Source organism: Streptomyces sp. NBC_00212 (assembly GCF_045206365.1).
GTDB lineage: Bacteria > Actinomycetota > Actinomycetes > Streptomycetales > Streptomycetaceae > Streptomyces.
The window spans coordinates 3,402,832-3,425,861 of record NZ_CP108115.1; the positions used below are offsets into that span (position 1 = coordinate 3,402,832).

A 23,030-nucleotide genomic window follows, 5' to 3' on the forward strand; every position below is an offset into this window, starting at 1 on the left:
GTGCCGGCTGGAACGCTGTACCGCGGCCGGGAAGGAATGTGGTCCTGGGTGGCTCATCGAGTCACCGGCGTCCTCATTTTCTTCTTCCTGTTCGTACACGTCCTCGACACCGCTCTCGTGCGTGTCTCCCCCGAGGCGTACGACAAAGTCGTGGCGACTTACAAGACGCCCATCGTCGCGTGTCTGGAGTACGGCCTCGTCGCCGCCATCCTGTTCCACGCGCTCAACGGCCTGCGCATCATCGCCGTGGACTTCTGGTCCAAGGGGCCGCGTCTCCAGAAGCAGATGCTCTGGTCCGTCGTGGTCATCTGGCTCGTGCTGATGGTGGGCGCGCTCTACCCGGTGCTCGGCCATGCCGCTCGTGAACTGTTCGGGAGCTGAGGACTGAGATGTCTGCCGAAACCTCTTCCGCCGCGGCGATCGGCGAGGTCGAGGGCGTGAGCCTGTACGACACCGATCACCCGGCCCCGCTCATCGAGGCCCCGCGCAAGCGCACCAAGAAGACCCCGAAGTCGACCCGTACGAACTTCGAGCTGTACGGCTGGCTGTTCATGCGGCTGTCCGGCATCGTGCTGGTCGTCCTGGTCCTCGGCCACCTGCTGATCCAGCTCGTCCTGGACGGCGGCGTCTCCAAGATCGGCTTTGCCTTCGTGGCGGGCCGCTGGGCGTCCCCGTTCTGGCAGATCTGGGATCTGACCATGCTGTGGCTGGCCATGCTGCACGGCGCCAACGGCCTGCGCACCGTCATCAACGACTACGCGCAGCGGGACAACACCCGCTTCTGGCTGAAGATGCTGCTCTACACCGCCACGGTGTTCACCGTCCTGCTGGGCACGCTGGTGATCTTCACCTTCGACCCGAACATCCGCTAGGCCACGGGCTGAGGGACTGAGGAATTCTCTGATGAAGATCCACAAGTACGACACCGTCATCGTCGGCGCCGGCGGCGCCGGCATGCGCGCGGCCATCGAGTCGACCAAGCGCAGCCGCACCGCCGTCCTGACGAAGCTCTACCCCACCCGCTCCCACACCGGTGCGGCGCAGGGCGGCATGGCCGCCGCGCTCGCCAACGTGGAGGAGGACAACTGGGAGTGGCACACCTTCGACACGATCAAGGGCGGCGACTACCTGGTCGACCAGGACGCCGCCGAGATCCTGGCGAAGGAGGCCATCGACGCGGTCCTCGACCTGGAGAAGATGGGCCTGCCGTTCGGCCGTACGCCCAAGGGCGAGATCGACCAGCGCCGTTTCGGCGGTCACTCCCGCAACCACGGCGAGGCCCCGGTCCGCCGTGCCTGCTACTCGGGCGACCGCACCGGCCACATGATCCTCCAGACCCTCTACCAGAACTGCATCAAGGAGGGCGTGGAGTTCTTCAACGAGTTCTACGTGCTCGATCAGCTCCTGGTCGAGGAGGACGGCGTCAAGAAGTCCGCCGGCGTCGTCGCCTACGAGCTGGCGACCGGCGAGATCCACGTCTTCCAGTCGAAGTCGGTCATCTACGCCTCGGGCGGCACCGGCAAGTTCTTCAAGGTGACGTCCAACGCGCACACCCTGACCGGTGACGGCCAGGCCGCGTGCTACCGCCGCGGGCTGCCCCTGGAGGACATGGAGTTCTTCCAGTTCCATCCGACGGGCATCTGGCGCATGGGCATCCTTCTCACGGAGGGCGCCCGCGGTGAGGGCGGCATCCTCCGCAACAAGGACGGCGAGCGCTTCATGGAGAAGTACGCGCCGGTCATGAAGGACCTCGCGTCCCGTGACGTCGTCTCGCGCTCCATCTACACGGAGATCCGCGAGGGCCGTGGCTGCGGCCCCGAGGGCGACCACGTCTACCTGGACCTGACGCACCTCCCGCCGGAGCAGCTCGACGCCAAGCTCCCGGACATCACGGAGTTCGCGCGCACCTACCTCGGCATCGAGCCGTACACGGACCCGATCCCGATCCAGCCCACCGCGCACTACGCCATGGGCGGCATCCCGACGAACGTCCAGGGTGAGGTCCTGAGCGACAACACCACCGTCGTCCCGGGCCTGTACGCGGCCGGCGAGGTCGCCTGCGTCTCGGTGCACGGCGCCAACCGCCTGGGCACCAACTCGCTGCTCGACATCAACGTGTTCGGCAAGCGCGCGGGCATCGCGGCCGCGGAGTACTCGCACGGCGCGGAGTACGTCGAGCTCCCCGAGAACCCGGCGGCGCAGGTCCAGGCACAGGTCGAGAACCTGCTGTCGGCGACCGGCACCGAGCGCGTCTCGGTCATCCGCAAGGAGCTGCAGGAGACCATGGACGCCAACGTCATGGTCTTCCGCACCGAGCAGACGATCAAGACGGCGGTCGAGAAGATCGCCGAGCTGCGCGAGCGCTACAAGAACGTGTCCGTCCAGGACAAGGGCAAGCGGTTCAACACCGACCTGCTTGAGGCCATCGAGCTGGGCAACCTGCTCGACCTGGCCGAGGTCATGGCCGTCTCCGCCCTGGCGCGCAAGGAGTCCCGCGGCGGTCACTACCGCGAGGACTACCCGAACCGCGACGACGTCAACTTCATGCGCCACACCATGGCGTACCGCGAGGTCGCGGACGGCGGCAAGGACTCGATCCGCCTCGACTACAAGCCCGTCGTCCAGACCCGCTACCAGCCGATGGAGCGTAAGTACTGATGGCAACCCCGACGATGGACAAGCTCGCGGCGCTGGAGGCGGACAACGGTTCGCACCTGATCACCGTCACCTTCCGCATCCGTCGCTTCAACCCGGAGATCTCCGACGAAGCGACGTGGGAGGACTTCCAGCTGGAGATCGACCCGAAGGAGCGCGTGCTCGACGGTCTCCACAAGATCAAGTGGGAGATGGACGGTTCGCTGACCTTCCGCCGCTCCTGCGCCCACGGCATCTGCGGTTCCGACGCCATGCGCATCAACGGCAAGAACCGCCTCGCCTGCAAGACGCTGATCAAGGACATCAACCCGTCCAAGCCCATCACCATCGAGGCCATCAAGGGCCTCACGGTCCAGAAGGACCTGGTCGTGGACATGGAGCCGTTCTTCCAGGCGTACCGCGACGTGATGCCCTTCCTCATCACGAAGGGCAACGAGCCGACCCGCGAGCGGCTGCAGTCGCCGGAGGACCGCGAGCGCTTCGACGACACGACGAAGTGCATCCTGTGCGCCGCGTGCACGTCCTCGTGCCCGGTCTTCTGGAACGACGGCCAGTACTTCGGCCCGGCCGCGATCGTGAACGCGCACCGCTTCATCTTCGACAGCCGTGACGAGGCGGGCGAGCAGCGCCTGGAGATCCTCAACGACAAGGACGGCGTGTGGCGTTGCCGCACGACGTTCAACTGCACGGACGCGTGCCCCCGAGGCATCGAGGTCACGAAGGCGATCCAGGAAGTGAAGCGCGCGCTGATCACGCGCCGCTTCTGAGTTTCCTGCCTGGCCGTACGTACCCAACGAGGGCCCCGCACCCGGAAGTCGACTTCCGGGTGCGGGGCCCTCGGCCGCGTGAGCCCGACCAGGTGTGTAAGGATCTCCCCGCTCCACATGCACGCACGCCGAGGGGAAGCGGGGAGAGAGATGAGCGAGTCCCATCCGTACGGGAACGAGCACCACCAGCAGGGGCCCACACCGGGGGGCGCATACCCCAACTCCGGTCCCGGCTACGGGTATCCGGGCGGCGCCCCGCAGTGGGGCCCGCCGCAGAACCTGCCCGCCGTGCCCGCGGGCGCCCCGCAGTGGGGTCCGCCGCAGAACCTTCCCGCGATGGCCGGCGGGGCCCCGCTCCTCGCACTCGGCGACATCACCGTGGCCAACGGCACGATCATGACCCCGGCGGGCCCGCTCCCGCTCAAGGGCGCGATGTGGAACGCCACCGACCTGTCCCGCACGGAGGAGAAGATGCCGACCCACGCCGTGGTCCTGGCGATCATCTTCTTCCTGTTCTGCCTGCTGGGCCTGCTCTTCCTCCTGATGAAGGAGAAGAAGACGACCGGCTACGTCCAGGTCACCGTGACCAGTGGCGGCCGCCACCACTCCACCATGATCCCGGCCACCGACCCCGGCACGTTCCACTGGGTGATGGGGCAGGTCAACTACGCGCGCTCGCTCAGCATGTGAGGGCGTGGGCCGGGCGCCGGCAGCACCGGCGAGACCGGAGGCTTCCGAGGGGATCAGGCTGCCGCGCGTGTGAGGGGCTGAGGGTTGCGCCCCGGGCCGGAACCCTCCGCTCCCCGCCGGGGCCTGTCCGATTAGGCTCTTGCCGTGCCAGCAGAGAACGCGCCCGAAGAGACGGACCCCGATGCGTCCGGGTCCCGCCCCGCCAAGGGCGAGCAGACCCGCACGCTCATCCTGGAGACCGCGATGCGGCTGTTCCAGGAGCGGGGGTACGACAAGACCACGATGCGGGCCATCGCGCAGGAGGCCGGGGTCTCGGTCGGCAACGCGTACTACTACTTCGCCGGCAAGGAGCATCTGATCCAGGGCTTCTACGACCGGATCGCGGCCGAGCACCAGGCGGCGGTGCGGGGCGTCCTGGACACCGAGACCGATCTTGAGGCCCGGCTCGCCGGGGTGCTGCGGGTCTGGCTGGACATCGCCTCGCCGTACCACGAGTTCGCGGCGCAGTTCTTCAAGAACGCGGCGGATCCGGACAGTCCGCTCAGCCCGTTCTCCTCGGAGTCGGAGCATGCGCGGGAGGCGGCGATCTCCGTGCACCGGGAGGTGCTGGCCGGCACGAAGACCAAGGTGCCGGCCGAACTCGTCGATGTGCTGCCCGAGTTGATGTGGCTGTCGCAGATGGGACTCGTCCTGTACTGGGTCTTCGACCGGTCTCCTGGGCGGGAGCGGAGCTATCGGCTCGCGGCTCGGGGGGCGAAGCTGACCACGCGGGGCGTGGCACTGGCCCGCTTCCGGGTACTGCGCCCCCTCGTCCACGAGGTGCACGAGCTGTTCACGGACTTCCTCCCGGGCATGTCCCAGGCGGCAGCGTCCCGCAAGAAGAGCTAGCCCCGGGTCACAGGCCCAGCGCCGCCGTCACCTCCCCCGCCACCCTCACGACATCCCCGGTCGGCGACACCCCGTACGCCGGATGCGTCCGTACCCACTTGTCCTCCAGGGCGTACCAGTCGACCGGGGCCGGGGGCCGCCCCGTTGTGAGGGAGGCCGACAGGGTGTCGAAGTAGGTGCGCCAGCGCAGCGTGTACAGGCCGGACACCAGGCCCGACCACTCCCGGTTCGCATAGTCCCGCAGGCCTCCGCCGTTCGCCGCGCCGCGCGGTCCCCACACCGTAAGCAGCGACACCGCGTCGTACGCGAGCTGGTCCTTCTCCGCCGCCGTCGCGCCCCACGACCTCGCGTCCGCGACCCAGCGGCCCAGCAGATGGCCCCGGTCCGTCGCCACCACTCGCTCAAGGAGGGCGAGGCACCGGAACCACTCCCCCGTCAGCTGCGCGAACCGCTCCTTGTCCTTCGCCTCGTACGCCGCCCGGATCCCCGGCAGCAGCACCCGGGAACGGTTGGACAGGGTCTGGCGGGCCACGTCCATCAGGTCGTAGCGGTAGGCGGGCGTGCCGCGCAGGGCAGGCGCCACCGCCAGCAGGGCCGGCAACGCCTTGTCGAACTCGCCTCCGTCATAACGGAGTTGAGGCGGGGACCACGATGCCGCCGACGTCGTCGTCAGGCTCGGGCGGGCGCCGAACAGGCCGTCGGCCCCCTCGCTCCACGAGTCCTCGCGCGTCGTGCCGTACGCCGTGCGGCGCAGGACGTCCCACGCCTCGGCCGCGTGCGCGTCGGCGCCGCCGTACCGGTAGGCCGGCCACTCCTGGAACCAGGCCTCCAGGTCGAGCGGACCGTCCGTCCAGGGCAGGTCGGAGAAGAGGGCGAAGGCCGCGGGGTTGTTGTCCGCGCCCTCCGGCATCAGCGCGATGCCGTCCAGGGCGCTGTCCGGCTTGGTGCGCCAACTCTCGTACAGGGAAGCCCAGTCGGGGGTGTTGGCGCCCATCGCCGTATGGCCGCCGAAGTTCCAGATGGAGCCGAACGCGTACGGCGCGCCCTCCCAGGACTGTTCGCGGTCGGTGACGGACGGGAAGCGGTCGGAGAGGCCGTCGACGATGAACAGCTTCGTCTTGTCGACCGCTTCGATGATTTCGCGGTGCGGGTTCTCCTGCCAGCCGAGCAGGTTCCAGATCGCCCCGGGGTGCGCGCTGCGCAGCGCCTTCTCGACGGCCTGGGCGGCCGGGCCGATCGGGACGTCGCCGGGGGTACCGCCCTCGTGCAGCAGGTCCATCTTGTACATGGAGGTCGCGCCGAGCAGTTCGGTCTGTACGCGGTAGAAGGTCGCCGCGATGCGGGCGAAGTGGTCGGAGCGCGGGTCGAGCCAGTCGGGACGGCCGAAGCCGACCCAGGTGCCCTGCGGGACCACGTGCGCGCCCGGATTGCGGGTGGCGAAGCCGGGCGGGACCGTACCGAAGTAGCCGGGCAGCACCGGGGTCATGCCGAGTTCGCGCAGCCGGCCCACGATGCGGGCCGCCAACTGGGCGCGCTGGTCGAGGAGTTGCTGGGAAATGGGGCCGCCGAAGCCGGACATGTTCTGGAGCAGCCACCACGGCTGGTGGGAGGCGCCGGGGATCCAGCCCCTCAACTCGGCGTCCGCGTAGCCGTGCTGGAGGAAGGTGCGGTGGTAGACGGAGTCCGCGCCGAGGTAGACGAGCACCTCGTTGTAGCCGTGCAGGGCCAGGACGTCGAGCTCGCGCTCCCAGTACGACCAGTCGTGGTAGGTGCCGGTGTAGCCGTCGTTGGTGTCGTTGAAGACGAAGCGGTGGGTGACGTTGGCCGTTCTCTCGATGGGCTCGGGCACGGCCGGGAGCCGGCCCGGCAGCCGGGTCTGTTCGCCCGCCCAGGAGATGTGGGCGTGCGCGACCTGCCTCAAGTAGGTGTGGAATCCGGCGAGTTGGACGGCGGGGGTGCTGCCCTCGACGAGGATCCGGCCGGCCCCGCCCGAGACGCGGAAGCGGTCGCGGCCGGCCGCGCGCGGCACCGTACGGAAGGTGACCTGGTCGCGGTGGGCGGGCAGCAGCCGGGCCAGCGCCCGCGCGGCGGGTCCCTTGGCGGCCACGGCCCCGGCCTCGGTGGCGAACCCGGCCTCGGTGCCCACCCCGAGGGCGAGGGCCGATCCGGCGAGTGAGCTCAGGAGCGTACGACGGGAAAGGCGCATCCCCCGACGGAAGCAGCGTGTCCCAGCGCGGTCAATGGAGCAGAACCGGTGGCTCCTTGGACAAAAGCCCTTTGGGTGAACGGCTTCGTTTCAAACCCTGCCGACGCCACGGATCGAAACCCCCGCCACTTCCAGCCCCCTGGTGGGAACCGGCCCCTCCAGCGCGCCGGTTCCCGCCCGTCCGACACGGCCTCAGATCCAGCTCCGATACGGCCTCAGATCCAGCCCAGTTCCCACAGTCGCCACACGCCCGTGCCGTCCGACAGGTACTGCGAGCCACTGACGTCCTTGTTGCCCAGGACGTAGTTCTTGCCCTGCCACAGCGGGATCAGCGGGACGTCCTGGGCGACCTTCTCCTGGAGCGCCTTGAAGTCGTCGGCGGCCCGGCCTCGGTCGGTGAACTCCTGGGTGTGCTGGATGATCTGGTCGGTCTCCTTGTCGGAGTAGCCGTTGTGGAGGCTGTTGCCGGTGCCGACGAGCGGCTGGCCGAAGTTGTCCGGGTCGGGAAAGTCGGCGAGCCAGCCGGCCGTGTACGAGTCGTACTTGCCCTCGGCGTAGTTCTGCTGCATCTTCGTCCAGTCCGGCTCCGCGATCAGGTCGACCTTGAACAGGCCGTCGCGCTCCAGCTGCTTCTTGAGCTGCTCGGCCTCCGCGCCGTTCGCGCCGAGCTTGCGGTAGGCCATGGTGAAGCGGACCGGGAGCTGCTCGCCCTTCAGGAGCGCCTTCGCCTTGACCGGGTCGGGCTTGGGGTAGGCGTCGAAGAACGCGGTGCTGTGCCCGGTGAAGCCCTGCGGGATCAGCGAGAAGAGCGGGTCGACGGTGCCGCTGTACACGGCGGTGGCGAGCGCCTCGCGGTCGACGAGGGCGGCCGCGGCCTCGCGGACCTTGGTCTTGGAGACCGGGCTCGGCGACTTCAGGTTGAAGTTGAGCTCGCGGATGTCGTAGCCGGGCGAGGTGGTGATGCGCAGGTCGGGCCCGGGCGAGAGCTTGGCGAGCACCTCGGGCGGCATCTCGCGGTGGGTGACGTCGACCTGCTTGGCCTGCCAGGCGGCGTTCAGCTGGTCGGCCTCGGCGAAGTAGCGAACCGTGACGGGCAGCCCCTGCTTGGTGACCGCGCCCTTGTACCCGGGGTTGGGTTCCAGGCGCGCGCTGACCGGCTTCCCGTCGGAGTCCTTCTTGTACTCCTTGAGCAGGTACGGCCCCGAGCCGATGACCGAGTTCTCCTTGCGCAGCCCGTCCGCCGGGTACTGGCTGCTGTCGACGATCGAGCCCGCGCCGGTGGCGAGCTTGGAGGGGAAGGTGGCGTCCTTGCTCTTCAGGTTGAAGGTGACCGTGGCCCCCTCGGCCTGCACCGAGCCGAGCATCGAGAACAGCGGCGCGGGGCCCAGCTTGTCGGCGATCTTCAGCATCCGGTCGAAGGAGAACTTCACGTCCCCGGCCGTCATCTTGCGCCCGCTGGAGAAGCTGATGTCGTCGCGCAGCACACAGCGGTACGTCTGGAGCTTCTGCCCGACGAACGTGCAGCTCTTCGCGGCGTCCGGGACCGGGGTCGTGCTGCCCTGCTTGAAGGTGAGCAGCGACTGGTAGACGTTGTTGTAGATCGCCCAGGATCCCGCGTCGTAGGCGCCCGCCGGGTCGAGCGAGGTGATCACGTCGGTGGTGCCGACGACGATGGGGCCCTTCTTCACCTGGTCGGAGGGCAGCAGCTGCCAGCCGCCGATTCCGGCGACCACCAAAGCCGCACCAATCGCCACAATTCGCATACGGATCGACCGCATCGCCGTGCTCTCCTCGGAACGCCCCACCCCTGGTCGACGCGCGGAGTCAGCACGCTGCGCCTGTGATGACGCTCACCCAATCACACGACCTTCACATTGTGGAAGGGTCAACCTTCTACTCACAGGTACTTGTTAGCCGAGCGTGACGGGACTCTCGGTGGCGCCCCCTTCACGCTTGAGCGGCAGCGGCCTCTTGGCGCTGAGCGGCGGCGGCCTCTTCGCGCTTGAGGTGGCGCAGCGAACGGAACTCGATGGCTCCCACGCCCGCCCCCAGAAGAAACGAGCCCGCTCACAGGGCTCGATGGGGCGGGTTCGATACTGGCAGTGCAAGCCACGCCCACCCCGAAGGACTCCCCATGAAGCTCAGCCGTCGCGTCTCCTGGTTCCTGCTCGCGTTCGGAGCCTGGTCCTGGGTGGTCTGGGTGACCTTCGCCAAGAACCTGTGGGCCGATGCCAGCGGACTTGCCTTCGACCACGGCCGGCCCACGGCGTACTTCTGGGTCCACCTGACGCTCGCCATCGTCTCGTTCATCCTCGGGACGATCATCGGCGTCATCGGGCTTCGGGGCGTTCGGGCGAACAAGTAGAGGCCCCGGCCATCGCCACGGAGAACGGCAGGCGGACGGGGCAGCCGCGCACGGGTCAGTGTTCCCGGGGCCGGTACGGGAGCTGTGTGGCGCGCCCTCTCCATGGTTGCGGCCCCGGGCAGGGAGGGGGCGGAGGAGGAGCGATGGGTTCGCCACACGGCAGACAGAAGGCCCAGCCCGTTTCCGGGTCCGTCTCGCACTGGGCGTGACAGCGCGGGCATTCCTTCATGGGGGGCCTCTCGGGTCATGCCGTGGTCATGCCGTGACGTCGTACTCCCCGGCCTTGACGGCGCGGGTGAACAGCTCCCAGGACTCGACCGTCATCGTAACGACGGTGTCCGAGGCGGCGCTGTCGCGGAACGCCACTACGCCGGGGACGTTGGTCGCCGCCTCGGGGCAGGTGTTCTGTGTGCGGGGGCGGCATGCGGTCATGCCGACGAACTCGAATGCGGGGTGTTCGGTCATGATCTCTGTCCCTTCGCCGTGCATGCGGGGAGACGGGTCCCCGCGCCGTGGTGCCTGCCCGTACCCCGTTGGTCGTTGTAATCCCTTAGCCGAGAACCTGAGCGGCCAACGGGGCCGGGGGCTTCAGAGGCGGCCGACTATGGCCGCGATGGTCGTGATCCACAGGGCTGCGCCGAGCGTGACGGCCAGGGCCTGGAGCTTCACGTGGAGCTCCGTCCAGCGGGACTGTTCGCTTCGCGACGTTGCTTCTGGACGCCGGGCACATCCACGACGCTGATGCTGGTTACGACCATGTTGAAGAAGATGTGACCGGTCTCCAGCACGTGGTCCTCCAGGGCCGTGTGAACCTCCACGTAATCCGCGGTGATCTCGAACTTCCATCCGCAGCCGGGGGTTACACAGTCGGCGCTGTAGCCACTTCCTTGACTGTCGGGGTTCTGGGCCATCCGCTTCAACCCGGCCTGGAATAACGGATGGTGGGTCATGACGCGATCGCCACCCGGGCCGCAGAGGCCGGCGCGGGTCGATGCTCGCGCAGGGGCCCGTTGATCAACCCCGGGTCGTAGTGCTTCACCAGTACCGGTTCGGCGACGTGAACAGTAATGGGGAGACTTCCGTCGTCCCACTCGATCACCACACGTGGTATCCCGTCCACGCTCACGATGTCCCGGTACCGGGCCACGATCCGCCAGGACTCACCCCGGACGGAGACCGTGAAGCCTGGCTCGACCCGTAACGCCCGCACTGTCGACACGAACCACTGGCGACTCATCTCGACTCCTCGCCAATGGAGTTGGGTCGTCCAGCCGCAGAGGCGCGGGCAAGCTCACTGTTGCTCGCCCCCCTGAAAGCGCGGACCAGCCGCTCCGGCGGAGGGACCGGTTCATCGTCCCGGGGTTCCCAGAGGATGACCGGAGGGATGGCCCACATCAGCGGCTCACCACCGGAGTGGAGTACATGAGCGCCTGCCCCAGCTCCTGGGGCGTCGGGTCCCGCAACTTGTCCGGCGGGACGGCCCACTCCCTACCGCCACCCGGCGGCCGAAGGTACACGCTCCCCAGATAGGAGCCGACCACCTCCCCAACCCTGCCGGACGCATCCACCTTGTAGCGCGTGCGCTCCTGCGCATCCTGAGCCATGACCTCGCCGTCCCCTCGTCCGTCGCGGGCCAGCCACGGTAGGGCGACGGCGGGTCAAGCAGGGGGACAGAGCGTCCCCCTATGCAGCCAGCACCCCTACTTCCTCGGCGAGTTGGAGAGCATCCGACTTGAGCGGCCCCCGGGTCTCCTTCGCCAAATCAGCGACCAGTCCACGCGCCGACGGGGTGTAGCGGACCGTTTCCGGCGATGCCTTGTAGGCCCGGCCCATCCAGTGCAGCGCTCCCGCAGGGTCCTTGCGCTGGCGCTGTGCACGGGCCAGTTCGACCAGCACGCGCGAACGGCGCTCCACACTTGGCACGGTGTCCAAGTCGATGTCCTCGGCCCGGTTCAATGCCGATCCAGGTGTACGCAGGTCCACGCCGATGCTCACCGCGTGGAAGTCCGTATTGCCGCGACCGAACACGGTCCATTCCTGTACGTACCCGCACGGTAGCCGCTTGGCTGCTCGGTCCGCCTCATCCCAGTGCCGCCACGCGTCACCTTCGTGCCCTTCACGGGCACACGTCACGGCTGCGTGAAGGTGGAGCGCGCCGAACATCCCCCGCAAGTCGTCCGACCCACCTTCGAGTTGGGGGCGGACCGCTTCGGCGGCTTCCTCCACAACCCGGATGGCTTCCTCTGCATACCCGGTCTCTCGGAGCCCGTTCCCGAACGCCCAGGCCGCGCCGGCGAGGCTCAACGGGTCGTCGGAATCCTGCGCGGCCATCCGGCCTCGATCAGCGATGATCCAGTACAGCTCAGCCTCAACGCTGTACGCCGTGGCCTGTTGGGCCAGGTGGTACACATCCGCCAGCACGACATACGCCCGGCGACGCTCGGCTCCCTCGAACTGTCGCGTCATCGTCTGAGCGTCGCGGATCAAGTCCGGTAGCAGTGCGGACACTTCAGAGCGCTGGAAGCGAGAGAAGTGCCAAAGCTGCCATGCGGCCCGCAGACGCCCCCGGAGGACGTCCACGCTCGGCGGCTCATCCGATGATGCCGGAGCGAACAAGGGACCCCGTACGGCGTCCCGAATCCCGTTCGCCGTGGGCAACATGAGGCGCGTCCCCGCGTCCACGGGAACGGACTGGCCGCCGGTCAACACGGACAGGTCCGAGACCTTCAGGGCTGACGCCAGGCGGATGAGTAGCCCGTGGTCGCGAAGCTCCCGCTTGCCTTTCTCGATGTTCTTCAGCCAGTCCGGCCCTCGGCCGCAAAGACCAGCGAGGACCGGGCGAGACATCCCGCGACGCTCGCGAAGTAGCTGGATACGTTCGCCGGTTGTCAGGTCGGCCGGCAGAGACTCAGACACAAGGCACCCCCAGGGGATGAGCAGAAGCCGCTTCAGCCCAGCGTACGCGCGGAAATCGTCCCAGACACAGGCGGTGATCCGGCGGCGCACCCACGCCAAAAGCCCCGCCTCCGGTCCCCAGGAAGGGTGTTGGAGACGGGGCCTTGAAGGCGAAACCGCTGTTAGGGCCGCTCATGCAACGGGAGACGAGCGCCTCAGGGGAAGCGTTATCCCTGGTCAGCGCGTTGCGCTAGGCGTCTTGGCGGGCCCTGGAACCCGTACAGGGATCGAGCTGCTATCACGCCTCGATGCCCGTCAGAAACCCAAAGGGGGTCACCCTCGCCCAGCAGCGCTAGACAGGTAGCCGAGTAGCATCCTGCGACGCTCTGACCAGGGCGGCAGTGCGCGGATCAGCAAGGAGCGCAGAGCCATGCCCGACGAACACGACGGCATCCAGGTCACGGACTTGGGCGCCATCCCGGCAACTGAAATCAGGCCTGAGGACGTAGGTACGTTGAGCGTGCGCTACGTGGACGCAGTGCCCGTGCTCACCATCAGCGGAGGAGCGGCCGATCCCGCAGCGCTTACGGTTCAGGACGCGTCCGGTAATCCGGTCGGAATCTACACAGCGGGCCCACTCGACGTGGCTCCAACAGCCCGCATTGGTATGGCAGCTGTCAGGCCCGCTGAGTTCATCGTTCTCGAATTCACTCAAGAAGTCGGGCAGGCGTAATAGCTCTCTGAGAACCGCCCCGGTACATGCGCCGACACTGTGCCGGGGCGGAGCCATGTCCGCCGGCGCCCCAGTAAGTCAATCCCCCATCGCCGCAGCGTAAGCCGGTCAGGAGGTCCGCATGGACGGTCGCTCCGGCCGTCTCTCGGGAGTGTTCCCACGACCCGCGCCCGGGTCGGATCAGGTACTGGTGTCGGCGACACCAAGTGGGGTAGATCAGGCCGGCCCGCGCAATGGAACGGGCCGGGCCTTCGCTGATCAGTTTCTGTGCCGTCGGGTCGGAGTCCTCGGACAGCTCGCTGGAGACGATCGACAGACCGGCGAGCTTGGGCGATGCTCTCGCGCTCCACGGGCTGGACGGTGAGCGGCCCATACCCATCAGGGGTGATTCCGCCGACACCGGCGGAGCTGGTCAGAAGAGACATGGCGGTCCCAGGTCATCGAGCGGTAGCCACCCGTGGGATCGAGCCCACCGCTTCCCTGACCGCGCGGTGTGAGCGCGTCGGACATGAGGTCCTCGAACCCTGGCCGGACGGCATTCGGATCCCAACCGGAGCGGCCAACGTCCTTGAAGGTGTGAACGACCTCCCAACCCCGGCTCGCCGCCGGCGCCGCACCGGCCGCCAACTGTGCTTCTGGGGACGCCTCCGAGGAGTCGGGGCGTGCCTTGGACTGCCGCGCGTATACGGCGACTCGCACCGTGTCCAACTGCTCGGCCCCTACGGCTGATACGAAGGGGGTCAGCGCCTCTCACCTGCTCTTTTCTGTTAGCACGCCTCTACTAGTCAGTTACCTATGGAAGGTGGTCCGGATGACCCAGCTCCACGCGCCGAAGGCGAGCAGGAACCAGGAGGGAGGGCGGCTGAGTTTCATGCGTCCGGTATCGGCGCAGGCCGCCGGGCGCCTCCGGGCGGGTGGGAGCTCCCGGCGGGTCATCCGTACGATGATCGGTTCGGCGGCCGCAGCCTGTACGTTCTCGAACGTGTCTGCCCTGAACGTTTCCCAGAAGACCGCGTCCCAGAGGACCGCGTCCCGTCCCCTCGGATCGCGGCTGAGCGTGTCCACGCGGTCCGCCTCGCTCGCCCTCTCCGTCGCCGTGGCCTCGGCCGCCGTGCTGCCCGCCCTCGCCGCGGGCCCCGCCGTCGCGCTGCCCCGGGACGACAAGCCGACCGCGTCCGCCACGCCCGGCGCTCCGGGCAAGGCCCGCAACGACCCGCCGCCCGCGGACATGTCGAAGGTCGGCGGCGACCTGCTGGGCCAGCCCGACACCCAGGTGCGGCTCGGCGCGGGCGCGCCCGTGCTGCCCAAGGACGTGACCGGCCGGTCCTGGATCGTCGCGGACGCCGAGAGCGGCCAGGTGCTCGCCTCGCACAACGCGCACTGGCGGCTGCCGCCCGCCTCCACCCTGAAGATGCTGTTCGCGGACACCGTGCTGCCCAAGTTCCCCCGCGACCAGCAGCACATGGTCACCGCGGACGACCTCGCCGGCATGGGCCCGGGCAGCAGCCTGGTCGGGGTGAAGGCGAACCTCTCGTACTCGGTGCACGACCTGTGGCTCGGGGTCTTCCTGCGCTCGGGCAACGACGCCGTCCACGTGCTCTCCTCGATGAACGGCGGCGTGGCCAAGACCGTCCAGGACATGCAGGCCCAGGCCGACGAGCTCCAGGCCCTGGACACCCGGGTCGTCTCGCCGGACGGCTACGACATGCCGGGCCAGGTCTCCAGCGCGTACGACCTGACGCTGTTCGCCCGCTCGGGGCTGCAGAACAAGGACTTCCGCGAGTACTGCGCGACGGCGACCGCGAAGTTCCCCGGCCCCGAGGGCAAGGACAAGAAGCGCGACACGGTCGAGATCCAGAACACCAACCGGCTGCTCACCGGCGACTTCGGGCTCAGCCCGTACAAGGGCATCGCGGGCGTCAAGAACGGCAACACCACGAACGCGGGCTCGACCTTCACCGGGGTCGCGGAGCGGAACGGCAAGGTGCTGCTCGTCACCGTCATGAACCCCGCGCCGGGGGAGGGCCAGGCCGTCTACAAGGAGGCGGCCCGGCTGCTCGACTGGGGGTTCGCGGCGAACGGGAAGGTCACCCCGGTCGGTGAGCTGGTCCCGCCGAAGTCCGCGACGACCGGGACCGGGACCGGCTCGGGCAGCGCTCAGGGCAGCGCGAAGAACCGGACCGGGCAGGCGGCCGCGGCCAAGGGCCAGAGCGGCGGAATCGGTGTCGCGCTCGGCGTCGCGGGCGGCGCGCTGGCCCTCGTCGTGGGCGCGATCTTCCTGCTCAACCGGCGTTGGCCGATTCGGAAGCGGTGACCTCCGGGTCGTCGTCCGCCTTGGCCGGGGTGGCCGTCCACGCCGCGCAGAACAGGAGCAGCTTCGCCGTGAAGTTGATCCACAGGAGCAGCGCGATGGGCACCCCGAACGCCCCGTACATGCTCTTGGCGGCGACGCCCTTCATGTAGCCGCCGAGGAGCATCTTGAGGAGCTCGAAGCCGACCGCGCCGAGCAGGGCGGCCACCATCAGGCGGCGGCGCGGCGGGCTCACCCCGGGCAGCAGGGTCAGGACGTACAGCAGGAGCAGGAAGTCGGCGAGGACGGCGACGACGATCGCCGCGATGCGCAGCAGCACCCCGCCGGCGCCGCCCTGGTCGATGCCGAGCCGGTCCGCGGTCCAGCCGATCGCGGTGGAGCCGATGGAGGACGCGGCCCACGAGGCGAGGCCGGCGCCGCCGAGGCCGATGAGCACGCCGCCGTCCTTGAGCTTGCGCAGGACGGGGTTCTCGCCCGTGTCGGCGTCCTCCACCTCCCACACCGCGCGCAGGCAGCCGCGCATCTGCGAGACCCAGCCGATACCGGTGAGCAGCAGCAGGGCGCCCGCGACGCCGCCGACGGTGCCCGCGTTGTTGATCAGCGCCTGGAGGTCGAGCTGGTCGGAGATGCCGGGGACCTGTTCGGCGATGGTGTTCTGGAGCTTGTGCACCTGCCCGGTGGAGAGCAGCGCGGCAGCGACGGCGGCGCCGACAGTCAGCAGCGGGAAGACCGCCAGGAAGCTGATGAAGGTGATCGCGGCGGCGAGCCTGGACCAGTAGACGCGGTCGAGCCGCTCGTACGAACGCCAGGCGTGCGTCCGCATGAGCCGGGCGATCCAGGGCCCGACGACGGGAAGTTTCTTCAGCCAGTCCATGACGTACGACTACCCTGTTCGGCTCTGCCGTGTCTCTTTGGGGGCAAGCCCCCGGCTCCCCCGAAGACCAGTGTTCTCGTTCCCCAGAACCGCAGGCAGGTGGCGAGGGCCATGCCGAGGACGGCACCCGAAAGGGTGTCGGCGCGGGGCGAGGTGAAGCCGAGGCCGTAGTGCGAGACGGCGATGCAGAGCAGCTGCACGAGGGCGCCCGCGATGTTCACCGCGAAGAACACGGCGTACTCGCGCCAGCCGACCCGGCGTCCGCGATACGTGCCGAACGCGTTGCCGAGGTAGGCGACCGTACAACCGGCGACAAAGGAAAGGGACTTGGCGGCGATCGGGTCCCAGCCGAGCCCGGAGCGCAGCCACACGAACAGGCCGAGGTCGGCGGCGTACGCGCAGATCCCGGCCAGCGCGAACCCGATCACCTCGGACCGGGCGACTCTCACAGGTCGGCCACCGCGAGCCCGTACATCGCGACCCAGCCCAGGCCGATGACCGCCAGCGCACGGTCGTGCAGGACCACGTCCTCGGGCGCCCCCGCGCTTCCCCGGTCCGCGAAGACGGCGTAGCGCAGGATCGCCCCGATGAAGGGGACCATCGACAGCTGCCGCCAGGGCAGCAGCGAACCGCCCGACACGCCGCCGCTCTCCAGCGCCCACATGCAGTAGGCGAGGACCGCGACGCCGGCGGCGAGCTGCCACACGAAGCGCAGATAGCCGGTGGTGTACGCGTCCAGGAGCGAGCGGGTGGCGGCGCCGCGCCCCTCCATCTGGAGGGCCTCGGAGTACCGCTTGGCGGAGACCATGAACAGCGCGCCGAACCCGGCCGTGATCAGGAACCAGCGGGACAGCGGGATGCCGAGCGCGACCCCGCCGGTCATCGCCCGCATCAGGAACCCGGTGGTGACGACGACGAGGTCGACGACCAGGACGTGCTTCAGCTTGACGCAGTACGCGAGCTGCATGACGACGTACCCGGTGAGCAGCGTGGCCGTCATCGCGTTGCAGGTCAGCGCGGCGGCCAGTGGGGCGAGCACGGCGAGGGTGCCGCCGGCCGCATACGCGACGCCCACCGGCACCTTCCCGGCGGCGACCGGGCGGTGGCACTTGTCGGGGTGGGCACGGTCGGCCTCGGCGTCGCGGGCGTCGTTGATGAGGTAGACGGCGGACGCGGCGGCCGTGAACAGGACGAAGACCATGGAGAGTTGGGCGATGACGTGCGGGCTGGTCAGCCTGCCCGCGGCGGCGGGCGCGGCCACCACGAGCAGGTTCTTGACCCACTGGCGGGGCCGCGCGGTGCGCACCAGCTGGCCGGGCAGCGTGAGCAGGCGCCGGGTGGCCGAGACCGGCCCCGTCTCGTCGAGGAGTACCGCACCGGGCTCGGTCATCGGCGCCCCCTTTCGAGCGGTTTGCGCATCCAGGCGGCGCCGGCCCGCGCGGTGACACCGCCGAGCAGGGCGCCCGCCGCGATGTCGCTCGGGTAGTGCACCCCGGCGACCATGCGGGACACGCACATCGCGGCGGCCAGCGGCGGCACGAGGTGCGCCCCGGCGGGCCGCAGCGCGCCGTACGCGACGGTGGCCGCGGCCGCCGAGCTGGCGTGCGAGCTGGGGAAGGAGTGCCGCCCTGCGGTACGCACCAGGGGCTCGGACGCCGGGATCCGGGGCCGGGGCCTGCGCACGACGCGCTTCACACCCATGCTGGCCAGGTGGGCGGCGGCGACCAGGGCGGTGCCGCGCAGCCAGGCGCCGCGCCGGTCCCGGTCGGCGGCGGCCGCGGCGAACCCGGCCGCGAGCCAGAGCGCGCCGTGCTCACCGGCCCAGGACAGGGCGCGGGCGGCGGCGGCGACCCGCGGGTCCGTGCCGCAGTCGCGCAGTGCGGCCAGGAGCCGCTGATCGGCGTCGGTGCACGACGGCATCTGCATCTGCCACCCCTCTTCCGTGACGTCGGCCCGCCAACTGGCCGTAGGCCACGGGCGACTCTCCTGCGCGGAGGAATGCGAATCGGGGATTAATGCGACTGACACACTTATAACCACCCATTTCGGTTAGTGGCTTATCGGATATTTATCGACGGTTCGTCGGTACGGGCGCCGAAACGGAGCGGTGGGCGGCCGCGGCCGAGGGGCGAGCCGGGCGTCGGCCGAGGCGCCGAGTCGGGCGCCGACAAAGGGGCGAGGGAGGTTCTGACAAAAGGGACGGCGCAGGCGATACCGTCCTATTCATGTCTGCCGACACGTCACCCGACACCGTGCCCGCACCTCCCGGCCCGCCGACGTCCGTGAGCGGCTGGGGCCGCACCGCCCCTACCGCGGCGCGGCTGCTTCGCCCCCGGAGCTACGAGGAGGCGGCCGCCGCCGTCCGGGCGTGCGGGGCGCGCGGCACGATCGCCCGCGGGCTCGGCCGGGCGTACGGGGACGCCGCGCAGAACGCGGGCGGCGCCGTCCTCGACATGACCGGCCTCGACCGCATCCGCACCGTCGACGCCGAGGCGGGCGTCGTCGTCTGCGACGCGGGCGTCAGCCTGCACCGACTGATGGAGGTGCTGCTGCCGCTCGGCTGGTTCGTGCCGGTGACGCCGGGCACGCGGTACGTCACGGTCGGCGGGGCGATCGGCGCCGACATCCACGGCAAGAACCACCACGTCTCGGGCTCCTTCGCCCGCCATGTGCGCGAGCTGGAACTGCTCACCGCGGACGGCACGGTACGTACCGTCACGCCGGGCAGCGAGCTGTTCGACGCGACGGCGGGCGGGATGGGTCTGACGGGCGTGATCCTGCGCGCGACCGTCCAACTCCTGCCTGTACGGACCTCGTTGATGTCCGTGGACACCGAACGGGCCGTCGATCTGGACGACTTGATGACCCGGCTTGAGTCGGGGGACCACCGCTACCGGTACTCGGTGGCGTGGATCGACCTCCTCGCGCGGGGCGCCAGGACCGGGCGTTCCGTGCTGACGCGCGGTGAGCACGCGCCGCTCGACATGCTGCCGCCCCGCGCCCGCCGGACCCCGCTCGCCTTCCGGCCGCGCCGGCTTCCGGCCGCCCCCGCCTTCCTGCCGGAGGGGCTGCTCGGCCGCGCCTCCGTCTCGGCGTTCAACGAACTCTGGTACCGCCGGGCCCCGAAGCACCGTACGGGCGAGCTCCAGCGCATCTCGACGTTCTTCCACCCGCTGGACGGGGTCCCGCACTGGAACCGCGTGTACGGCCGGGGCGGCTTCGTGCAGTACCAGTTCGTCGTCGGGTACGGGCACGAGGAAACCCTGCGCTCCATCGTGCGCCGCATCTCGCGGCACGGCTGCCCCTCCTTCCTCGCCGTCCTCAAACGCTTCGGCGAGGCCGACCCCGGCTGGCTCTCCTTCCCCCTGCCGGGCTGGACCCTGGCCCTCGACATCCCCGCGAACCTCCCGGGCCTCGGCGCCCTCCTCGACGAACTGGACGAGGAGGTGGCGGGCGCGGGCGGCCGGGTCTACCTCGCGAAGGACGCGCGGATGCGGCCGGAGGTGGTGCAGCGCATGTATCCGAAGCTGCCCCAATTCCGTTCCCTACGAGGGGAGTTGGACCCGGAGGGGGTCTTCCGCTCGGACATGAGCCGACGGCTGGGGCTGTGAGCCCCCTCAGCCACATGTGGCCCTGCGGGGCCGCCCAACACATTACGGAGCCCTGATGAAGGACGCATTCGGTACCCCGCAGTCCCTGCTCGTGCTCGGCGGCACGTCCGAGATCGGGCTGGCCACCGCCCGGCGCCTGGTGGCCCGCCGCACCCGTACGGTCTGGCTCGCGGGCCGCCCCTCCCCCGCCCTCGAAGCGGCGGCGGCCGAGCTGCGCGAGCTCGGCCCGGACGTCCACACGCTCGCCTTCGACGCGCTCGACTCCGACGCGCACGAGGTCGCCCTCGGCAAGGTGTTCGCCGAGGGCGACATCGACATGGTGCTGCTCGCGTTCGGGGTGCTCGGCGAGCAGGCCCGCGACGAGGGCGAGCCGCTCGCCGCGGTGCGGGTCGCCCAGACCAACTACACCGGCGCGGTCTCGGCGGGCCTCATCTGCGCGAAGGCCCTCCAGACGCAGGGCCACGGCTCACTTGTCGTGCTGTCCTCGGTGGCCGGCGAACGCGCCCGCCGCAGCAACTTCATCTACGGGTCGAGCAAGGCGGGCCTCGACGCGTTCGCCCAGGGGCTGGGGGACGCGCTGCACGGCACGGGGGTGCACGTCATGGTCGTACGCCCCGGCTTCGTCCGTACGAAGATGACGGCGGGACTCCCCGAGGCCCCCCTCGCCACGACCCCCGAGGCGGTCGCCCTGGCCATCGAGGCGGGGTTGCGGCGGCGGGCGGAGGTGGTGTGGGTGCCGGGGGCGCTGCGGGTGGTGATGTCAGCGCTCAGGCATGCGCCGCGGGGGGTGTTCCGGCGCCTGCCCGTGTAAGGGCGGGCTGGGCATGCCTGCATGGGCAGCACCGCCAAGGTCGACCCTGCCAGGGGCGCGGGGAACTGCGCGAGCAACCACGCACGGCCCGAGGACGAAAGCGGTTTAGGGGCGCGGGGAACTGCGCGACCAGCCACGTACGGCGCGAGGACGAAGGCGGGTTTGAGGGGCGCGGGGAACTGCGCGAGCAGCCACCGACGGCCCGCAGTCGAAAGACAGGGGTCTGGGGGCGCAGCCCCCAGGGCGGGCTAACGCAAGGAGGGCTGGTCCAGGGACGTGGCCTGGGCCGGGACGGCCAGGGCGCCAAGGCCGAAGGGATAGTCGCGGAGCTTGCGCCAGACACCGTCCGCGCCCTGCTCGTAGAGGGCGAAGCCCCCACACGTCCAGCCCGCCGAGAACCCCGCGAGGGCCCCGTACGCCAGATCCATCGCTTCCTCGGAGATGCCGTGCGCCACCGTCACATGGGGGTGGTACGGGAACTGGAGCTCGCGCACCAGCGGCCCCGCCTCGTCCCGTACCCGCTGCTGGAGCCACGCGCAGTCGCCCGCGCCCTCCACCACCTTGACGAAGACGACCGGGGACAGGGGACGGAACGTCCCCGTGCCTTCGAGCCGCATCGCGAACGCGCGGCCCGCCGCCGCGACCGAGGCCAGGTGCGCCTCGATCTCCGGCAGGCACTCCGCCTCGACCTCGTGCGGCGGAAGCAGGGTGACGTGCGTGGGGATGCCGTGCGCGGCGGGGTCCCCGAAGCCCGCGCGCCGCTCCTGGAGCAGGCTGCCGTAAGGCTCCGGGACCGCGATCGAAACGCCGAGCGTTACGGTCCCCACGTCGTTCTCCTCCATGCTGTCGGTCGGGTGCTGCAGTGTGAGTGTGACGGGATTGCCGTCGGCTGACCAGAGCCCTTGGTCCGGGCTCCGGCCAGGCCGTCCGGTTCAGTGCTTGGCGGGCAGCAGGCCGACCCTGTCGTACGCCGTCGCCAGCGTCTCGGCGGCGACCGCGCGGGCCTTCTCGGCACCCTTGGCGAGCAGCGAGTCCAGCGTCTCGGGGTCGTCCAGGTACTGCTGCGTACGCGTGCGGAACGGCGTGACGAACTCCACCATCACCTCGGCGAGGTCCGTCTTGAGCGCGCCGTACATCTTGCCCTCGTACTCGGCTTCGAGCTCGGCGATCGTCTTGCCGGTGAGCGTGGAGTAGATGGTCAGCAGGTTCGAGACGCCGGGCTTGTTCTCGGTGTCGTACTTGATCACCGTGTCCGTGTCGGTGACCGCGCTCTTGACCTTCTTGGCCGTCGTCTTCGGCTCGTCGAGGAGGTTGATGAGGCCCTTCGGCGTCGACGCCGACTTGCTCATCTTGATCGACGGGTCCTGAAGGTCGTAGATCTTCGCCGTCTCCTTGAGGATGTACGGCGCCGGGACGGTGAACGTCTCGCCGAACCGGCCGTTGAAACGCTCGGCCAGGTCGCGGGTGAGCTCGATGTGCTGGCGCTGGTCCTCGCCGACCGGGACCTCGTTGGCCTGGTAGAGCAGGATGTCGGCGACCTGGAGGATCGGGTACGTGAAGAGGCCGACCGTCGCGTTGCCCGCGCCCTGCTTGGCCGACTTGTCCTTGAACTGGGTCATCCGGCTGGCCTCGCCGAAGCCGGCCAGGCAGTTCATGATCCAGGCGAGCTGGGCGTGCTCGGGGACGTGGCTCTGGACGAACAGCGTGCAGCGCTCGGGGTCGAGACCGGCGGCGAGCAGCTGGGCCGCGGCGAGCCGGGTGTTGGCGCGCAGCTCGGCCGGGTCCTGCGGAACGGTGATCGCGTGGAGGTCCACGACCATGTAGAACGCGTCGTGTGACTCCTGCAGCGCCACCCACTGGCGGACCGCGCCGAGGTAGTTGCCGAGGTGGAACGAGCCTGCGGTGGGCTGGATTCCGGAGAGCACTCGCGGACGACGCTGCATGGCGGAGCCATTCCCCTGAGGGCGGCGGTGGGTGACGGGCGGGCGAGTGGAGGCCATGCTCAGCATTCTCTCAGGTACGCGCCCTCCGCCGGAAACCCGCGCCATTGTGACCGGCCCCACAAGCTGCCCCAGCACCACGGGGGCTCCGCCCCCGAACCTCGTGCCACTTTGGCCCCTGACCCCTGGGGCTCCGCCCCAGACCCCGCTCCTCAAACGCCGGAGGGGCTGGGTGGGTGGACGGTCGTCGACTGCGGACCGTGCGTGGCTGGTCGCCCAGTTCC

25 protein-coding genes are annotated in these 23,030 nt (G+C 69.7%); 11 read left to right on the plus strand and 14 right to left on the minus strand.

The window, feature by feature from the left end; genetic code table 11:
• From sdhC to OHA17_RS15400, 6 genes are all read left to right on the plus strand, one after another.
• Positions 1–381, plus strand: a complete 381-nt coding sequence (gene sdhC, locus OHA17_RS15375) for a succinate dehydrogenase, cytochrome b556 subunit (RefSeq protein WP_078966666.1) — start codon at positions 1–3, stop codon at positions 379–381.
• Between the two features lie 8 nt (positions 382–389).
• Positions 390–872, plus strand: coding sequence for a succinate dehydrogenase hydrophobic membrane anchor subunit (locus tag OHA17_RS15380; RefSeq protein WP_053728383.1), 483 nt, complete (start codon positions 390–392; stop codon positions 870–872).
• Positions 873–903: 31 nt separating this feature from the next.
• On the plus strand, positions 904–2,658 hold the full coding sequence (gene sdhA, locus OHA17_RS15385) for a succinate dehydrogenase flavoprotein subunit (RefSeq protein WP_406507132.1): 1,755 nt from the start codon (positions 904–906) through the stop codon (positions 2,656–2,658).
• Positions 2,658–3,422: a succinate dehydrogenase iron-sulfur subunit gene (locus OHA17_RS15390; protein WP_398875582.1), complete on the plus strand. Its 765-nt coding sequence runs from the start codon at positions 2,658–2,660 to the stop codon at positions 3,420–3,422. The genes sdhA and OHA17_RS15390 overlap by 1 nt, the downstream gene beginning before the upstream one ends.
• Before the next feature lie 150 nt (positions 3,423–3,572).
• On the plus strand, positions 3,573–4,112 hold the full coding sequence (locus OHA17_RS15395) for a hypothetical protein (RefSeq protein WP_406507133.1): 540 nt from the start codon (positions 3,573–3,575) through the stop codon (positions 4,110–4,112).
• A 144-nt stretch (positions 4,113–4,256) separates the two neighbouring features.
• Positions 4,257–5,000, plus strand: a complete 744-nt coding sequence (locus OHA17_RS15400; protein ID WP_398875584.1) for a TetR/AcrR family transcriptional regulator — start codon at positions 4,257–4,259, stop codon at positions 4,998–5,000.
• 7 nt (positions 5,001–5,007) lie between these two features.
• Here the strand turns inward: OHA17_RS15400 and OHA17_RS15405 are convergent, their stop codons facing one another.
• Both OHA17_RS15405 and OHA17_RS15410 read right to left on the minus strand, forming a co-directional pair.
• The gene (locus OHA17_RS15405) at positions 5,008–7,206 is read right to left on the minus strand and encodes an alpha-N-acetylglucosaminidase (protein ID WP_406507134.1); all 2,199 of its coding nucleotides are present in this window, start codon (positions 7,204–7,206) and stop codon (positions 5,008–5,010) included.
• Between the two features lie 215 nt (positions 7,207–7,421).
• Positions 7,422–8,984: an ABC transporter substrate-binding protein gene (locus OHA17_RS15410; protein WP_406507135.1), complete on the minus strand. Its 1,563-nt coding sequence runs from the start codon at positions 8,982–8,984 to the stop codon at positions 7,422–7,424.
• A 356-nt stretch (positions 8,985–9,340) separates the two neighbouring features.
• Between OHA17_RS15410 and OHA17_RS15415 the strand changes: the two genes are divergently transcribed.
• Positions 9,341–9,571, plus strand: coding sequence for an SCO4848 family membrane protein (locus tag OHA17_RS15415; protein ID WP_398875587.1), 231 nt, complete (start codon positions 9,341–9,343; stop codon positions 9,569–9,571).
• Positions 9,572–9,826: 255 nt separating this feature from the next.
• Here OHA17_RS15415 and OHA17_RS15420 read toward each other — a convergent pair whose 3' ends face one another.
• From OHA17_RS15420 to OHA17_RS15440, 5 genes are all read right to left on the minus strand, one after another.
• On the minus strand, positions 9,827–10,036 hold the full coding sequence (locus OHA17_RS15420; RefSeq protein ID WP_406507136.1) for a DUF397 domain-containing protein: 210 nt from the start codon (positions 10,034–10,036) through the stop codon (positions 9,827–9,829).
• A 200-nt stretch (positions 10,037–10,236) separates the two neighbouring features.
• Positions 10,237–10,521 carry a hypothetical protein gene (locus OHA17_RS15425; protein WP_406507137.1) on the minus strand — a complete coding sequence of 95 codons (285 nt, stop codon included), beginning with the start codon at positions 10,519–10,521 and terminating at the stop codon, positions 10,237–10,239.
• Entirely contained in the window at positions 10,518–10,808 is a 291-nt protein-coding gene (locus OHA17_RS15430; protein WP_406507138.1) for a hypothetical protein, read from the minus strand. Before OHA17_RS15430 ends, OHA17_RS15425 begins: the two co-directional genes overlap by 4 nt.
• Positions 10,809–10,965: 157 nt before the next feature.
• Positions 10,966–11,175 carry a hypothetical protein gene (locus tag OHA17_RS15435; protein ID WP_406507139.1) on the minus strand — a complete coding sequence of 70 codons (210 nt, stop codon included), beginning with the start codon at positions 11,173–11,175 and terminating at the stop codon, positions 10,966–10,968.
• A 79-nt stretch (positions 11,176–11,254) separates the two neighbouring features.
• Positions 11,255–12,487, minus strand: coding sequence for a multiprotein-bridging factor 1 family protein (locus OHA17_RS15440; protein WP_406507140.1), 1,233 nt, complete (start codon positions 12,485–12,487; stop codon positions 11,255–11,257).
• A 409-nt stretch (positions 12,488–12,896) separates the two neighbouring features.
• Here OHA17_RS15440 and OHA17_RS15445 point away from each other — a divergent pair, with 409 nt between their 5' ends.
• Complete coding sequence (locus OHA17_RS15445) at positions 12,897–13,199, plus strand: hypothetical protein (protein ID WP_406507141.1); 303 nt, start codon at positions 12,897–12,899, stop codon at positions 13,197–13,199.
• Between the two features lie 378 nt (positions 13,200–13,577).
• On the opposite strand, the gene OHA17_RS15450 is transcribed toward OHA17_RS15445, so the two are convergent.
• Positions 13,578–13,898: a recombinase family protein gene (locus tag OHA17_RS15450; RefSeq protein WP_406510725.1), complete on the minus strand. Its 321-nt coding sequence runs from the start codon at positions 13,896–13,898 to the stop codon at positions 13,578–13,580.
• A 172-nt stretch (positions 13,899–14,070) separates the two neighbouring features.
• Here OHA17_RS15450 and OHA17_RS15455 point away from each other — a divergent pair, with 172 nt between their 5' ends.
• Positions 14,071–15,513: a D-alanyl-D-alanine carboxypeptidase family protein gene (locus OHA17_RS15455; RefSeq protein WP_406507142.1), complete on the plus strand. Its 1,443-nt coding sequence runs from the start codon at positions 14,071–14,073 to the stop codon at positions 15,511–15,513.
• Here OHA17_RS15455 and OHA17_RS15460 read toward each other — a convergent pair.
• Genes OHA17_RS15460 through OHA17_RS15475 form a run of 4 tightly spaced genes read right to left on the minus strand, consistent with a single transcriptional unit; the run spans position 15,482 to position 18,310 of the window.
• Positions 15,482–16,384 carry a YihY/virulence factor BrkB family protein gene (locus tag OHA17_RS15460; RefSeq protein ID WP_406507143.1) on the minus strand — a complete coding sequence of 301 codons (903 nt, stop codon included), beginning with the start codon at positions 16,382–16,384 and terminating at the stop codon, positions 15,482–15,484. The two genes, OHA17_RS15455 and OHA17_RS15460, sit on opposite strands and share 32 nt — an antisense overlap.
• Positions 16,372–16,833, minus strand: a complete 462-nt coding sequence (locus OHA17_RS15465; RefSeq protein ID WP_406507144.1) for a GtrA family protein — start codon at positions 16,831–16,833, stop codon at positions 16,372–16,374. The genes OHA17_RS15460 and OHA17_RS15465 overlap by 13 nt, the downstream gene beginning before the upstream one ends.
• Positions 16,830–17,774, minus strand: coding sequence for a decaprenyl-phosphate phosphoribosyltransferase (locus tag OHA17_RS15470; protein WP_406507145.1), 945 nt, complete (start codon positions 17,772–17,774; stop codon positions 16,830–16,832). Before OHA17_RS15470 ends, OHA17_RS15465 begins: the two co-directional genes overlap by 4 nt.
• Positions 17,771–18,310 carry a phosphatase PAP2 family protein gene (locus tag OHA17_RS15475; RefSeq protein ID WP_406507146.1) on the minus strand — a complete coding sequence of 180 codons (540 nt, stop codon included), beginning with the start codon at positions 18,308–18,310 and terminating at the stop codon, positions 17,771–17,773. The genes OHA17_RS15470 and OHA17_RS15475 overlap by 4 nt, the downstream gene beginning before the upstream one ends.
• Positions 18,311–18,609: 299 nt before the next feature.
• Between OHA17_RS15475 and OHA17_RS15480 the strand changes: the two genes are divergently transcribed.
• Both OHA17_RS15480 and OHA17_RS15485 read left to right on the plus strand, forming a co-directional pair.
• Complete coding sequence (locus OHA17_RS15480) at positions 18,610–19,995, plus strand: FAD-binding protein (RefSeq protein ID WP_406507147.1); 1,386 nt, start codon at positions 18,610–18,612, stop codon at positions 19,993–19,995.
• Positions 19,996–20,050: 55 nt separating this feature from the next.
• On the plus strand, positions 20,051–20,806 hold the full coding sequence (locus OHA17_RS15485; RefSeq protein ID WP_406507148.1) for a decaprenylphospho-beta-D-erythro-pentofuranosid-2-ulose 2-reductase: 756 nt from the start codon (positions 20,051–20,053) through the stop codon (positions 20,804–20,806).
• A gap of 248 nt (positions 20,807–21,054) precedes the next feature.
• Here OHA17_RS15485 and OHA17_RS15490 read toward each other — a convergent pair whose 3' ends face one another.
• On the minus strand, positions 21,055–21,633 hold the full coding sequence (locus OHA17_RS15490; protein WP_398875600.1) for a 2'-5' RNA ligase family protein: 579 nt from the start codon (positions 21,631–21,633) through the stop codon (positions 21,055–21,057).
• Between the two features lie 105 nt (positions 21,634–21,738).
• Entirely contained in the window at positions 21,739–22,749 is a 1,011-nt protein-coding gene (gene trpS, locus OHA17_RS15495) for a tryptophan--tRNA ligase (RefSeq protein ID WP_406507149.1), read from the minus strand.
• Positions 22,750–23,030: the final 281 nt, after the last annotated feature.